General features: G+C 64.5%; 12 protein-coding genes. 8 read left to right on the forward strand and 4 right to left on the reverse strand.

From position 1 onward, the window contains the following. Positions 1-236: 236 nt before the first annotated feature. Entirely contained in the window at positions 237-371 is a 135-nt protein-coding gene (locus AB5Y51_RS06515; protein ID WP_010674281.1) for a hypothetical protein, read from the reverse strand. A 30-nt stretch (positions 372-401) separates the two neighbouring features. Between AB5Y51_RS06515 and AB5Y51_RS06520 the strand changes: the two genes are divergently transcribed. The 5 genes from AB5Y51_RS06520 to AB5Y51_RS06540 are packed head-to-tail and all read left to right on the forward strand — an operon-like array spanning position 402 to position 5,569. Then, the gene (locus tag AB5Y51_RS06520) at positions 402-1,496 is read left to right on the forward strand and encodes an AI-2E family transporter (RefSeq protein ID WP_042865259.1); all 1,095 of its coding nucleotides are present in this window, start codon (positions 402-404) and stop codon (positions 1,494-1,496) included. A gap of 4 nt (positions 1,497-1,500) precedes the next feature. Next, the gene (locus tag AB5Y51_RS06525; protein WP_368178184.1) at positions 1,501-3,018 is read left to right on the forward strand and encodes an efflux transporter outer membrane subunit; all 1,518 of its coding nucleotides are present in this window, start codon (positions 1,501-1,503) and stop codon (positions 3,016-3,018) included. Continuing rightward, positions 3,011-4,102: an HlyD family secretion protein gene (locus AB5Y51_RS06530; RefSeq protein WP_368178185.1), complete on the forward strand. Its 1,092-nt coding sequence runs from the start codon at positions 3,011-3,013 to the stop codon at positions 4,100-4,102. Before AB5Y51_RS06525 ends, AB5Y51_RS06530 begins: the two co-directional genes overlap by 8 nt. 8 nt (positions 4,103-4,110) lie before the next feature. Next, on the forward strand, positions 4,111-5,139 hold the full coding sequence (locus AB5Y51_RS06535) for a hypothetical protein (protein WP_368178186.1): 1,029 nt from the start codon (positions 4,111-4,113) through the stop codon (positions 5,137-5,139). Between the two features lies 1 nt (position 5,140). Continuing rightward, complete coding sequence (locus tag AB5Y51_RS06540; RefSeq protein ID WP_039038648.1) at positions 5,141-5,569, forward strand: ion channel; 429 nt, start codon at positions 5,141-5,143, stop codon at positions 5,567-5,569. A gap of 109 nt (positions 5,570-5,678) precedes the next feature. Here AB5Y51_RS06540 and AB5Y51_RS06545 read toward each other — a convergent pair whose 3' ends face one another. Continuing rightward, positions 5,679-7,367, reverse strand: a complete 1,689-nt coding sequence (locus AB5Y51_RS06545) for an FAD-dependent oxidoreductase (protein WP_323923127.1) — start codon at positions 7,365-7,367, stop codon at positions 5,679-5,681. Between the two features lie 134 nt (positions 7,368-7,501). Between AB5Y51_RS06545 and AB5Y51_RS06550 the strand changes: the two genes are divergently transcribed. The 3 genes from AB5Y51_RS06550 (at position 7,502) to AB5Y51_RS06560 (ending at position 12,095) form a co-directional block, all read left to right on the forward strand. Next, entirely contained in the window at positions 7,502-10,441 is a 2,940-nt protein-coding gene (locus AB5Y51_RS06550; protein ID WP_302097579.1) for a GGDEF and EAL domain-containing protein, read from the forward strand. 75 nt (positions 10,442-10,516) lie between these two features. After that, a complete protein-coding gene (gene pflA / locus AB5Y51_RS06555; protein WP_081332104.1) occupies positions 10,517-11,359 on the forward strand; it encodes a pyruvate formate lyase 1-activating protein in 843 nt (280 codons plus the stop codon). 94 nt (positions 11,360-11,453) lie between these two features. Then, positions 11,454-12,095, forward strand: coding sequence for an energy-coupling factor ABC transporter permease (locus AB5Y51_RS06560; RefSeq protein ID WP_048207373.1), 642 nt, complete (start codon positions 11,454-11,456; stop codon positions 12,093-12,095). Between the two features lie 58 nt (positions 12,096-12,153). Here AB5Y51_RS06560 and AB5Y51_RS06565 read toward each other — a convergent pair whose 3' ends face one another. Both AB5Y51_RS06565 and AB5Y51_RS06570 read right to left on the reverse strand, forming a co-directional pair. Next, positions 12,154-12,846 (reverse strand): ABC transporter permease, encoded by a 693-nt coding sequence (locus AB5Y51_RS06565; protein ID WP_010674270.1) that lies wholly within the window; start codon positions 12,844-12,846, stop codon positions 12,154-12,156. Positions 12,847-12,849: 3 nt separating this feature from the next. Beyond that, entirely contained in the window at positions 12,850-13,590 is a 741-nt protein-coding gene (locus AB5Y51_RS06570) for an ABC transporter permease (RefSeq protein WP_010674269.1), read from the reverse strand. Between the last annotated feature and the right edge of the window lie 14 nt (positions 13,591-13,604).

The raw sequence follows: 13,604 nt of genomic DNA on the forward strand, positions 1-13,604 counted from the left end.
CCAACAGAGATGGGCGCATCGCCTCGAACGGGAGCGCGACGCTCCGTGAACCGCGAGGTTTATTCGAGACCCTGCATGCGATGTCCTGTTCCATGAAAGAGGATTGTCGTGATTTTCTGAACCCAGGCTAAACCGGGCACCACTGTTCACTTGTGCGTGATCGGGCCATTCATTATGCTCGGCCCTGCTCAATGCAGGCCTTCCAATCAACGACATATCAAGCAGATAAATATGTTTTAAGCCTTGAACACCTGTGCCATACATAACGTGCAGGTGCGCTCGATGTATGCCTCAACCATTGAAAACAAACTTATTAATTGTCCATCGACCAGAATGCCGACCTTGAGTTCACACAGGGTCAGCGGGGTCATGCATCCATCCCTCTCTGGAGTCATATCAGCATGGAAAATAACGATCTGTCCCTCGTCGAAAAAAGATTGGTTGCCAGATTCCTGGACATGTTCATCAAATTTGGCCTTATTCTGGCGCTAGGCTCGTTCTGCTTCACCGTGTTCTCCCCCTTCATGAACATGATGCTGTGGGCCCTGATCCTGGCGGTCACCCTTTACCCCCTCCATCAGCGCTTTGCCGCCCGACTCGGGGGAAAACAGGGCCAGTCGTCCACCCTGCTGGTCCTGCTGGGCATCCTGCTCATCGTGGCCCCCACCGTGGCCATGCTCGGCTCCCTGGGAGACAGCGTCAGCGCCCTGATAGACAAGGTAAACAACAACACTCTAGTGATTCCGGCGCCTTCCGCCGACATCGCCAGCATCCCGCTGATCGGTGCCAAGCTGCACGCCTTATGGACCAAGGCATCCGTGGATCTGCCGAGCCTCCTCATCAGCTACAAGCCGCAGCTCGGCGACATGGCCAAGCAGACTGTCACCATGCTCGCCAGCATGGGGGGCGGCCTGCTGGGCTTCGTCGCCTCTTTCATCGTGGCCGGCATCATCATGGCCTGGGGTGCACCGGGTGCCATCAGCGCCGAGCGCATCGCCATGCGCATCACCGATGAGCGCAAGGGCCTCGCCCTCACCAAGCTGTGCACCAGCACCATCCGGGCCGTGGCCATGGGGGTCATCGGGGTCGCCTTCATCCAGGCCCTGCTGGCCGGCGTCATCATGTCCCTCGCCGGGATCCCGGCGGTCGGCATCTTCTTCGTCCTGGCGCTGATCCTGGGCATCGCCCAGGTCCCCGTCATCCTGGTCACGGGACCGGCCATCGCCTTCATGTGGATGTCGGGGGATCACGGCACCCTGCTCAACGTCATCTACTCAGTGCTGCTGGTCGTGGCCGGCATGGCCGACAACGTGCTCAAGCCGCTGCTGCTGGGGCGTGGCGTCGATGCGCCCATGCCGGTAGTGCTGCTGGGGGCCCTCGGCGGCATGGCCACCAACGGCATCCTCGGCATGTTCATCGGTGCCACCCTGCTCTCCATCGGCTATCGCATCTTCATGGCCTGGGTCAACGACGGTCTGGCCAACGCGGAAAAATAACCCCATGGCCGACGCACTTTCTCTCCTTCGCCCCCTGTTTGCAGGGGGCACCTGCCTGCTGCTCGGTGCCTGTACTCTGCTCGGGCCCGATTATCAGGCCCCCGGTGTCGAGGAGATGGCCAACTGGCACAGCGCCAGCGAGGGTCAGCAGGCGGTGACGGTGACCGACTACCGACGATGGTGGGACAACTTGCACGATCCCGTGCTGAGCGCCCTGGTGGAGGAGGCCTTCCTCAAGAATCCGGACGTGCGGATCGCCGGCCTGCGGATCCTCGAGGCCCAGGCCCAGCTTGGCATCGCCGAGAGCCTGCTCGGCCCCCAGGCGACGGTGGGAACGGCAGAATTCCTCCAGGCAGGTCAGACCCGGGGCGGCCACAGCAGCGCGGGCAGCAGCTACGGCGCCGGCTTCAACCTCGGCTGGGAACTCGACTTCTGGGGCAAGTTCCAGCGCGGAGTCGAGGCGGCGGATGCCAGCTATTTCGCGACCCTGGCCCAGTATGACGACATCCAGGTGTTGATGGCCGCCCAGGTGGCCCAGCTCTATGTGAGCATCCGTACCCTGGAGGCCAGGCTCCAGATCGCCCGGGAGAATGCCCGCATCCAGCGGCGCAGCCTGGAGATCACCGAGCGACTGTTCAAGAGCGGCAACAGCGCCGAGCTGGACGTGCAGCAAGCCAGGACGCAGTACCTGGGCACCCTGTCAGGCATTCCCCAGCTCGAGACCAGCCTGCGCCAAAGCCAGAACGCCCTCTCGACCCTGCTCGCCAGAGCCCCGGGTCCCCTGCCCGAGATGGCCTCAGACACCGGCAAGATCCCCCTGGGAGAGCTGGCCCTGGTCACCGAGATGCCCGCGGATCTGCTGCGCCGCCGTCCTGACGTGCGGGTGGCGGAGCGTCAGCTGGCCGCCCAGTCGGCCCTCATCGGGGTGGCCGAGAGCGAGCTCTACCCCTCCATCACCCTGCTCGGCACCCTGGGGGTCAACGCCACCAATGGCGAGAGCGGCACCTTCTCCTGGGCCGTCGGTCCTTCGCTGAGCTGGAACCTGCTGGATCAGGGACGGCTCGGCAACCAGATCCTGGTGCAGGACGCCCGCTTCCAGCAGCTGCACGAACGCTATCGCGACAGCGTGTTCAAGGCGGCCCGCGAGGTGGATGACGCGGCCGTGGCCTATGCCAACGGCCAGGAGGAGATCGCCCTGCTGACCCAGACCGGCGAAGCCGCCCGCCGCTCCCTCGAAATCGCCAACACCCAGTACCGCGAGGGGATGGCGGACTTCCAGCGGGTGCTCGACTCCCAGCGTGCCCTGTTCAACCAGCAGGAGCGCCTGGTCAACAGCCGTGGTGCGCGGATGCGCGACCTCATCACCCTCTACAAGGCACTGGGTGGCGGTTGGGAACAGGGGCGCGAACGTCCCCTGGTGACCCCCAAGGTGGAGGCTCAACTGCGCACGCGCGCCGACTGGGCCCCCCTGCTCGACGCAGCCCACTCCCCCATGACACAGAAGGCAAACTCCCATGACTGACACAGCCTCTCCCGGTCAGGCCAGCCGCCGCGCCACCCTCGGGCTGCTGGCCGCGATCCTCCTCCTGCTCACCTGGTATCTGCTGGCGGACAGGTTGACCCCCTACAGCTCCCAGGCCCGGGTGCAGGCCTTCGTGGTCCCCGTCGCCGCCGAGGTGTCCGGCCAGATCAAGCGGGTCTATGTCCACGACAATCAGGACGTGGAGGCCGGCACCCCCCTGTTCGAGATCGATCCCGAGCCCTATGACATCGCCCTGGCCAAGGCCAGATCCGACTACCAGACGGTGCTGAGCGGCGTCAAGGCGAACACCGAAGGGGTCAAGGCGGCCGAAGCCTCCCTGATGGCCATGCGCGCCGCCTATGACAACGCCGCCAAGGATGCGGAGCGCCAGGAGCGGCTCTATCGGGAAGATCCGGGGGCCATCTCGGTGCGTCGCCTGGAGGTGGCCCAGGCCAGCCGCGAGACCGCCAAGAGCCAGGTGGCGGCAGCCGAAGCCGACGTTCGCCGCGCCATCGAGGCCGCCGGGGCGAGCGGCGATGACAACTCCCAGCTGCTCAGTGCCCGCTCGGCGGTGCACAAGGCCGAGCTGGATCGCCAGAACACCCGCGTGGTGGCGCCGGGTCGGGGGCTCATCACCGACCTCAGCACGGATGCAGGCCAGTTTATCGGGGCCGGCGCACCGGCCATGACCCTGATCGCCATCCACGACGTCTGGGTGTCGGCGGATCTGACGGAGAACAACCTCGGCAACATTCGACCAGGGGACAGGGTCGCCATCCTGCTCGACAGCCTGCCCGGACAGCTGTTCAAGGGGGAGGTTCGCAGCGTCGGCTACGGGGTGAGCGATGGCAAGAGCCAGCCCGCCGGCGCCCTGCCCACGGTGGACAACAACCGCGACTGGCTGCGCCAGGCCCAGCGTTTCCCGGTCAAGGTCGCCTTCCAGAGCGACGACTTTCCGCCGGTCGAGGCGCTGCGGGTCGGCGGCCAGGCCGATGTGCTGGTCTACACCGGCGAGAGCGGGGTGATGCACTTCCTGGGAGCGCTCTATATCCGGCTGATGAGCCTCTTCTCCTTCCTCTATTGAGGCGCCAGATGCATAACGCCGACAGGGCTGTACTGCGCATTGGCACTGGCATCGGGCTCGCGACGGGGATCTGTTACGGCCTGGCGCTGCCCATGCCCCACCTCGGGGTCATCATGGCCTGGGTGGTGCTGTGCCGACCCGGCGAGCCGCTCAGCCTTGGCAAAGGGTTGCTGGGTGGCGCTCTGCTGCTGGCCGTGATGGTCGGCGGCGTGCCGCTGGTGCCCCTGCTGACCCACTATGCCCTGGCGGCCGTGCTGCTCGTCGCCCTGCTGCTCTACCTGCTGATGCAGCAGGCGATGGCCGGCAAGGGCGCCGCCGCCATGCTGCTCATCATGGCCATCACGGTGATCCCGGTGGCCGGTCTCATCGAGCAGTCCCTTGCCATTGCCCTTGCCCAGATGATGGGACTGGGGATCCTGATAGGCACCCTGGTCAACCGCCTGGCCCACGCACTCTTCCCTCCCCTGCAGGTGGCGGGAGCGGCGGCAAGACCGGTGCCATTGCCCCCCGAACATCCCGAGCGGCTGGCGCTGCGCGCCGTCGCCATGGTGCTGCCGGTGTGGCTGCTGGCCCTCGGCAATCCGGCGTTCTACATTCCGGCGGTGATGAAGACGGTTACCCTGGCCCAGCAGAGTACCTCCCTCAACGCCAGACAGGCGGGCCAGGAGCTGGTGCTCTCGACCCTGATGGGCGCCCTGCTGGCGTTCGCACTCTGGCTCGGGCTCAGCCTCTGGCCCTCGCTCCTGATGCTGGTACTGATGCTGGCCCTGATGACCCTCTGGCTGGCGCGGCGCCTGGTGCGGCTGGTGGTGGGGCGTTTCCCGCCATCCTTCTGGAGCAACACCTGGATCACGGCGCTCATCCTGTTTGGCCCGGCCATCGAGGACAGCGCCACCGGCAAGGATGTGTGGTTGGCGGCCGCCATGCGTTGCGGCCTCTATCTGGTGGTGGCCGGCTATGGCTGGCTCTGTATCTTGCTGCTCGAACAGTGGTGGCCTGTCGGCCGCCCACTGGCAGAAGCCAAGCTAGGAGATTGATATGTTAACGATTTTTTTGGTCGGCATCCCGGTGATCCTGGTCAACATGCTGCTGCAATCCCTGGTATCCGTCTGGTGCATCCGTTTCTACGTCAAGCGATTCAATGAACGCGAGGGGGCCCTGGCCGGCATGCTGGCCCTGTTTGGCATCATCACCCTGGTGATGCTGGGCAACCTGGCCCAGATCGGCGTCTGGGGCGGGCTCTTCCTGTGGCTCGGGGAGTTCGATACCCTGCAGGAGGCCGTCTATCACTCCGGGGTCAACTTCGCCACTCTGGGCTATGGCGACATCGTCATGAGCCCGCAGTGGAAGCTGCTCGGCCCCCTGGAGGCAGTCAACGGTGCCCTGATGATAGGCCTCTCCGGCGCCTCCATGCTCGCGGTCTTGCAGCACCACATTCGCAAGCAGTTCGATGACGTGACCCCCTGACAGCGAGGGGCCACCTGCGGCAAACCCCTGCGGCAACAAAACGGGCCACTCTTTGGAGTGGCCCGTTTGCATACAGAGTGATCAATCGGGCCATGTCAGCCTGGAGGATCTACTCGGCGATCACCGTCTGCCAGGTCTTGAAACCGCCGGAGAGGTTCTTGACCCGAAAACCGTGCTGGCTCAGCAGACGGCAGGCCACGTGTCCCCGCAGTCCCACCTGGCAGCTGATGAGCAGCTCTTTATCCTTGGGCAACTCATGGAGACGGCTGCGCAGCTCGTCCAGAGGAATGTGCAGCGCCCCCGGAATGCGCCCCAGCTTGTCGAGTTCGGGGCCGTTTCGCACATCCACCACCTGCTGATGGGGGTGGCGAGCCTGCACCTCGGCTGCGTGGCAGAGCAGGGTGTCCCCCTTCAGATGGTTGCTCGCCACGAACCCGGCCATGTTGATCACATCCTTGGCCGAGCCAAAGGGCGGCGCATAGGTGAGCTCCAGATCCTGCAGATCAAATACGGTGAGACCGGCGCGCTGGGCCACCGCCAGCACGTCGATGCGCTTGTCGATGCCATCCTTGCCGATGGCCTGGGCGCCGTAAATCTTGCCATCGGGGGCAAACAGCAGCTTGAGGCTGACCGGGTGGGCGCCGGGATAATAGCCGGCGTGGCTGCCCGGGTGGACATAGACCTTCTCGAACGGCAGCCCCAGCTGCACCAGCCGCTTCTCGTTCAGCCCCGTGCTCGCCACCGCCAGATCGAACAGCTTGCAGATGGCGGTCCCTTGCGTCTTCTTGTAGGTTTCGCTTCGCCCCAGCATGTTGTCGGCGGCAATGCGCCCCTGGCGGTTGGCCGGGCCCGCCAGCGGGATCAGCACGGACTCGCCGGTGACGAAGTCGGTCTCCTCCACCGCGTCCCCCACCGCGAAGATGCAGGGATCCGAGGTGCGCATGCCCGCATCCACCTTGATGCCGCCCCGCGGTCCCAGCACCAGCCCCGCCTTGGCGGCGAGCAGAGTCTCGGGCTTGACGCCGATGGCGAGGATCAGCAGGCCGGTGTCGAGATGAGAGCCGTCGCTCAGGGTCAGGCGCAGTCCACCCCGCTGGGCGGTCGCCACGGCGGCGGTCTTCTCGGCAGGCACCTCCAGGCTTTCGATGGCAGCGAGGCCGGTACGCAGGCGAAGATCGACCCCCTCTTCGCGGATGCGGGCGTGGAGCAGGTTGGCCATCTCCTTGTCCACCGGCGCCATCACCTGATCGGAGAGCTCAAGCAGGGTGACATCCAGCTTGCGCTGGTGCAGCGCCTCCATCATCTCCAGCCCGATGAAACCGCCCCCCACCACGGTGACGTGGCGGGGCTTGTCGTGCGCCAGCGCCGCCAGGATGCGATCCATGTCGGGAATGCTCCGCAGGGTGTGTACCCCCGGGCTGTCGATGCCGGGGAAGGGAGGCCGGATGGGGGCGGCGCCCGGGCTCAGCAGCAGCACGTCGTAGGCTTCGCGCCGCTCTTCGCCGGTGAGCAGGTTGCGCACCAGCAGGCTCTTGCCGGCCCTGTCTATCTCGATGACGTCGTGAAACACCCGCACATCCACGTTGAAACGGCGCTTGAAGCTTTGCGGTGTCTGCAGCAGCAGGGCATCCCGATCCGGGATATCCCCCCCGATGTGATAGGGCAGACCGCAGTTGGCGAAGCTCACGAACTCGCCCCGCTCGAACATCACGATCTCCGCCTCTTCGCTCAAACGGCGGGCACGGGCGGCGGCGGACGCTCCCCCGGCCACACCACCCACAATCAGGATCCGTTTCATCTGCAAGACTCCACTCAACAGGAAATGACCAATAAATTAGACTTATCTAATTTAGAACTCAATGAAATTTTGTTTGCCACGGATTTGCAGTATTCTTGCCCTCCGACAATTGCTCAACAGGATAGTGTCAGTTCATGTCGTCTACCGCGCTCAGCCATCTTCCGACCGCCAGCCAGGCGCCCCTGTTTTTCCGCCTGGATACCCGTAGTCAACGGCTGGTCGCCCTGACCGATGTGATGCAGACGCCGCTCCACTGGCTCGACGAGCCCCGCAGTGCCTGGCCGGCCCAATTGCCGGACGCCCTGCGCCAACCCATCGAGCAGCGGCTGGCCAGCGGCAAGGGGGGCAAGCTGGTGCTGCGCTTTGACGCCCTCCTCTGGCACATTTCCCTCTCTCACGAGCAGGACGCCTTCTGGCTCATCTGCCTGCAGACCCAGTCCCAGGAGAGCGCCGCCAGCCTGTCCCTGCAACTGCCGCGCCTGAGCCAGATGGCCAGCCAGCAGCAGTATGACGCCATGCTGGAGAGCCTCAAGGAGTGCCTGGGGGCCGATCGCCTGATCCTCTGGCACTACCAGGCCCATGGCGCCCTGGGCGGCGAGCAGCTGACCCCGGTGTTCACCCTGGGGGTGGACGCGCTCGGTGCCATTCGCGGAGACAGCCGCTACATCCGAGCCCTGCGCGCCCGGGGCGCCCTGAGCTTCTCGGAGGCGGCCCACCAGCCCATGTTGAGCCAGCACTACTACCTGGCCGATGCCAATGTCTGCTCCCGCCTGGACGGCGCCTTGCTGGAACAGGAGAAGCTCATCGGCGTGCTCAGCCTGGAGTATGCCGAGAGCACCCTCATCAGCGATGACACCCTGCAACTGGTGCGTCATTGCGCCCGCTTGCTCGGCCACTGGCAGCCGGACCCCGTGGCGACCGACGCCCCGGACCTCGCGCCTCCCCCGGGGCTGGCCAACCTGACCGGCAACGATTACTGCCGCGCCCTGCTGCGCTGGGCAATGGGCCTGAGCGGTGCCCACATGGGCTGGATCGGCGAGTTTCAGCCTCGCGGCCAGGATCTCTGGCTCATTCCCCGCTGCGTGGTGGAGGGGGAGACCTTCGCCGTCGTCAAACCCATGCCCATGGACATCGGCCCGGGCCGGGAGATCTTCCAGCACGGGCAGAGCCTCTACGTGGAAGATCTGGCCCTGCGCTATCCCCAGTCCAGCCAGCTGCTGGCCCTCGACGCCAAGGCCTATGTCGGCATCCCCTTCCCGGGGCCAAACGGTCTCCCCCTGGGGCAGCTCACCCTGCTGCTCGCCACCCCTCTGGCCGATCCCGCGTCCCTGCTGGACGTCCTCTACGAACAGCGCGAACGGGCCGCCAGCGAGTTGCAGCGCCTGGCCAATGACGATGCCCTGCGCCTGGCCGAAGTGGCCTTCAACACCCACGACGGCCTGCTGGTGATGGATCACGGGGGCATCATCCTCAAGGTCAATGCCTCCTTCAGCCGCATCACCGGCTTTGCCAGCGAGGAGATGCTGGGCCTGCACATCGACGCCCTGAGGCCCACCTACTATGGCGACACCCTCAAGGAGGAGGTGATCGCGGCGGTCAACCGGCAGGGATACTGGCTCGGGGAGGAACAATGTCTGCACAGGGAGGGACACCTCTTCCCGGTGCGGCTCATGGTGAGCGGGGTCAAGGACGAGGAGGAGGAGATCAGCCACTTCGTCTGCAGCTTCCACGACATCACCCAGGAGAAGGAGACCGCCCGCCACATCGAGCGCCTCGCCTACTACGACGACCTGTGCGATCTCTACAACAGGCGCAGCCTGACCGACATCATGCAGCGCACCCTGCAGACCCCGAGCGGCCAGTGGGGGGCCCTGCTGCTGCTGGATCTGGACAACTTCAAATCCATCAACGACTCCCTCGGTCACGCCTGCGGCGATCTGCTGCTCCAGGCCGTGGTGGTGCGACTCAAGTCCCTGCCCCAGGAGAACCTGGTGCTCGCCCGCACCTCGGGTGACGAATTTGCCCTGCTCTTCACGGCGCTGGGCCAGGGCTATATCACCGCCAAGATCCTGGCGGAGCACTTTGCCCGGGAGCTGATGGGGATCTTCCGTGCCCCCTTCGACATCGGCGATCACAAGCTGCACTGCAGCGCCTCCGTGGGGATCAGCCTGTTCAGCGATGACGACAAGGATCACCTTGTCCTGATGCAGCAGGCCGATACCGCCGTCCACATGGCCAAGCGCGCGGGCCAGGGCAACCATATCTTCTTCAGTGAAGCCATGGCGGAAAAAGAGAAGAGCAAGCTTTCTCTCAACAACCAGCTGCGCGATGCCCTGCGCAACAACGAGCTGGTGCTGCACTACCAGCCCCAATACCGGGTCGACAACGGCACGCTCTCGGGCATAGAGGCGCTGCTGCGCTGGCAGAAGGCCGACGGCACCATGGTGCCCCCCGGGGAGTTCATCCCCATCGCCGAGGAGACCACCCTGATCCAGGAGATAGGCTACTGGGTGATGAAGACCGCCTGCGCCCAGTACAGCTTCTGGCTCAACAACGGTCTCGCCATCCCCCATCTGTCGGTCAACGTCAGCGCCCGCCAGTTCCACACCGCCGGTTTCGTGCAGCAGGTGGAGTACATTCTGCGGGACACCGGGGTGCCCCCGTCGCGCCTGCTGCTGGAGATCACCGAGTCCGTGGTGCTGGAAAACCGGCTGGAGAGTATCGCCAGGATCCGCCAGCTCAAGGCCCTCGGCCTGCTCATCTCCATCGACGACTTCGGCACGGGCTACTCGTCCCTGGCCTATCTGCGGGATCTGCCCGCCGACGAGGTGAAGCTCGACAGAAGCTTCATCCAGACCCTGGTCCACAGCGAACAGGACAAGGCCATCGTCAAGGCCATCCTGGATCTCGCCCGGGTGTTTCGTTTCACCGTCACCGCCGAAGGGGTGGAGGAAGAGGAGCAGCTCGCCGTGCTCAAGGCCCTGGGATGCCAGCATTATCAAGGCTTCCTCACCAGCCGGCCGCTCCCCGTCAAGGCACTGGAGAGCCTGCTGGGTGCCACCCCTGCGGGCTAAACTGGTAGGATTTATAGGGCTTTCTGTCATAAAATAACGACCGCTCGAACCTTGTCCGCACCATTGGAGTCGTCTATGTCAGTCATTAACCGGATCCCCGCCGTTGAATCCAAGGGACCTGCCACCCCCGGCACGCAGCGGATCCCGACCGTTGAAGCCAGCGACACCGGCACTACCGACATCATTGGCCGGATCCACTCCGTCGAGACCTGCGGGACCGTCGACGGCCCCGGCATCCGCTTCATCGTGTTCATGCAGGGCTGCCTGATGCGCTGCAAGTATTGTCACAACCGGGACACCTGGGACACCCAGGGCGGCCGCGAGGTCACCGTGCCCGAGCTGATGAAGGATCTCACCAGCTATCGCCACTTCATGAATGCCTCCGGCGGTGGCGTGACCGCCTCCGGCGGCGAGGCCATGCTGCAGCAGGAGTTCATCGCCGAACTGTTCACCGCCTGCAAGGCCCAGGGGATCCACACCTGCCTCGACACCAACGGTTTCGTGCGTCACTACGACGAGCTGCTCGACCGGGTGCTGGACAACACCGATCTGGTGCTGCTCGACATCAAGCAGATCAACGACGAGAAGCACATTCCCCTCACCCACGTCAGCAACAAGTACACCCTGGAGTTCGCCCGCTACCTGGCCTCCCGCGGTCAGACTATGTGGATCCGCTACGTGGTGGTACCCACCTGGTCCGACGATGACGAGAGCGCAGAAGGACTCGGCCAGTTCATCGCCGAGCTGGGGGACTGCGTCGAGAAGGTGGAGCTGCTGCCCTACCACGAACTTGGCAAGCACAAGTGGGACGTGCTGGGAGATACCTATGATCTGGTCGGCATCAAGCCCCCCAGCAAGGAGACCATGGACAGGGTCCAGGGCATCCTTGGCAAGTATCACCCCAACGTGAAGTATTGAGACAGGAGGCCGCCCGGCAGAGGGCGGCCTCTTTTCATTGCGCTGGCGTTCGCCACGGCGCCATCACCGACAGCCGCATCCGGGGGAACCGCTCATGAGTGAAGGACAAGTTGCCGCCCTCCTGCTCTGGCTGGTGCTGCTCGCCTTCAGTCTGAACGCCTCCCTGCTGCGCACTCTTGGCGCCCACCCGCTCTATCAGCATCTTTGCCTCGGCGGCGCCATCGTGCTGGTACCGCTGTGGACCTTGCGGGCCGGGTTGCACGAGGGGCTCGAGATCCACTTTCTCGGCCTCACCAGCCTGACCCTGTTGCTGGGCTGGCGCCTCGCCCTGCTTGCCCCCTGCCTCACCCTGCTGATCCTCGCTTACTTCGGGGTCATCCCCCTGACCGACATCGGCTGGCAAGCCCTCATCGGCGTCGCCCTGCCGGTGGCCACCAGCTGGCTACTGTTTCTGGGGAGCTGGGCCTGGCTGCCTCGCCACCTCTTCGTCTATCTGTTCGTGGCAGCATTTCTCGGGGGGGCGCTGAGCATTTCGGCCAAGGTGATCGCTAGCGCCCTGCTGATGGGGGTGAGCGGCACCTACTCCTGGCACACCATCAGCGCCGACTACCTCTCCATCTGGCCGCTGCTGCTCTTCCCCGAGGCGCTCCTCAACGGCATGACCATGACCCTGCTCGCCGTCTATCGCCCCCACTGGGTCAACACCTTCTTCGACAGGGAGTACCTGGGGCGCTGAGCCTGCCCATGGTCCATAAAAAAAAGCCCGCAGTTGCGGGCTTTTTCTCTGCTGGCAGTCAGACGCTGCGCGGGCGCAGGTGGGCATGCCAGCGGGCTTCCCACTTCTTGAACAACCAGACGATGACGAAGGTGAGCAGCATGTAGAGCAGACCTGCGGTCAGGAACGCCTCGAACGGGCTGTAGTAGCGGGAGTTGATGATCCGCGCCGCCCCCGTCAGATCGACGATGGTGATGATGCCCGCCACCGCCGACCCCTGCAGCATGAAGATCACCTCGTTGCTGTAGGCCGGCAGCGCACGGCGAAACGAGTTGGGCAGGATGATGCGGGTGAGGGTCTGCCAGCGGGTCATGCCGAAGGCGCTTGCCGCTTCTATCTGCCCCTTGGGCATGTTCATCACGGCGCCGCGCACTATCTCGGCGGTGTAGGCGCCGGTGTTGAGAGTGAACGCCAGCAGGGCACAGAACCAGGCTTCCGAGAAGAGGGACCAGGCCGCACTGTTCTTGAGCCACTCCCACTGGGCGGCACCGTAGTAGATGATGAAGAGCTGCACCAGGAGCGGGGTGCCACGGAAGAAGTAGATATAGGCCCAGATTGGCCCCTTTATCAACCAGTTGCGACTGTTGCGCAGTATGCCCATGGGCACCGCCAGCATGAGCCCCAGCATGAGCGAGGCGGCCACCAGCCAGATAGTGGTATAGAGCCCCTCCCAGTAGGTGGGCCACTCCTTGAGAATGATCGAGAAATCCATGGCTTACCTCGTCTTGATGGCGTAGTGACGCTCGGCCCACTTGAGCGCCGAGGTAGAGACTGCGGTGAAGACCAAGAAGATCAGCGCCACCGCCATGTAGAAGGTGAAAGGCTGCTGGGTCGAGCCCGCCGCGAGCGACGCCTTTCGCACCATGTCATCGAGCCCGATGATGGAGACCAGGGCCGTGGTTTTCAGCAGCACCAGCCAGTTGTTGCCAAACCCGGGCAGGGCGTGGCGCATCATCTGGGGAAAGAGGATCCGCACAAAGACCTGGCTTGCCCGCATGCCGAAGGCTCGGGCCGCCTCGAGCTCCCCCTTGTCCACCGCCAGGATGGCGCCGCGGAAGGTCTCGGTCATGTAGGCGCCGAAGATGAAGCCGATGGTGGCGACCCCGGCCGCAAACGGGCTGATGTCGATGTAATCGGGCAGCAGGGAGACCCACTCCTGGTTCGGGTTGCTCGCCAGCAGGTGGTTGTTGTAGGCCTCGTTGACCCAGGTGCAGATCCCGTTGATGAGCACCTGGCCGCCGAAGAAGAGCAGCATCATCAGCACCAGATCCGGGATGCCGCGAATGACGGTGGTGTAGGCCGCCGCGATGCCGCGTGCCCACTTGTAGGGAGAGAGCTTGGCCAGGGCCCCCAGCATGCCGAGCACCAGGGCCAGCAGCAGGGAGGCGAGCGCCACCTCCAGGGTGATCCAGGCCCCCTCCAGCAGAGAGGTTTCGTATCCTTTCAAATCAAACATATGCAATGCAGCTC

It is taken from the genome of Aeromonas sp. R7-1, assembly GCF_040908115.1.
Lineage (GTDB): Bacteria > Pseudomonadota > Gammaproteobacteria > Enterobacterales > Aeromonadaceae > Aeromonas > Aeromonas caviae.

Bases quoted from the DNA above. Each gene is read 5' to 3' on its own strand.
- AB5Y51_RS06540 (WP_039038648.1), top strand. From the start codon at position 5,141: ATGTTAACGATTTTTTTGGTCGGCATCCCGGTGATCCTGGTCAACATG.
- AB5Y51_RS06570 (WP_010674269.1), bottom strand. From the start codon at position 13,590: ATGTTTGATTTGAAAGGATACGAAACCTCTCTGCTGGAGGGGGCCTGG.
- AB5Y51_RS06535 (WP_368178186.1), top strand. From the start codon at position 4,111: ATGCATAACGCCGACAGGGCTGTACTGCGCATTGGCACTGGCATCGGG.
- AB5Y51_RS06560 (WP_048207373.1), top strand. From the start codon at position 11,454: ATGAGTGAAGGACAAGTTGCCGCCCTCCTGCTCTGGCTGGTGCTGCTC.
- AB5Y51_RS06530 (WP_368178185.1), top strand. From the start codon at position 3,011: ATGACTGACACAGCCTCTCCCGGTCAGGCCAGCCGCCGCGCCACCCTC.
- AB5Y51_RS06520 (WP_042865259.1), top strand. From the start codon at position 402: ATGGAAAATAACGATCTGTCCCTCGTCGAAAAAAGATTGGTTGCCAGA.
- AB5Y51_RS06515 (WP_010674281.1), bottom strand. From the start codon at position 371: ATGACCCCGCTGACCCTGTGTGAACTCAAGGTCGGCATTCTGGTCGAT.
- AB5Y51_RS06565 (WP_010674270.1), bottom strand. From the start codon at position 12,846: ATGGATTTCTCGATCATTCTCAAGGAGTGGCCCACCTACTGGGAGGGG.
- pflA (WP_081332104.1), top strand. From the start codon at position 10,517: ATGTCAGTCATTAACCGGATCCCCGCCGTTGAATCCAAGGGACCTGCC.
- AB5Y51_RS06545 (WP_323923127.1), bottom strand. From the start codon at position 7,367: ATGAAACGGATCCTGATTGTGGGTGGTGTGGCCGGGGGAGCGTCCGCC.
- AB5Y51_RS06550 (WP_302097579.1), top strand. From the start codon at position 7,502: ATGTCGTCTACCGCGCTCAGCCATCTTCCGACCGCCAGCCAGGCGCCC.
- AB5Y51_RS06525 (WP_368178184.1), top strand. From the start codon at position 1,501: ATGGCCGACGCACTTTCTCTCCTTCGCCCCCTGTTTGCAGGGGGCACC.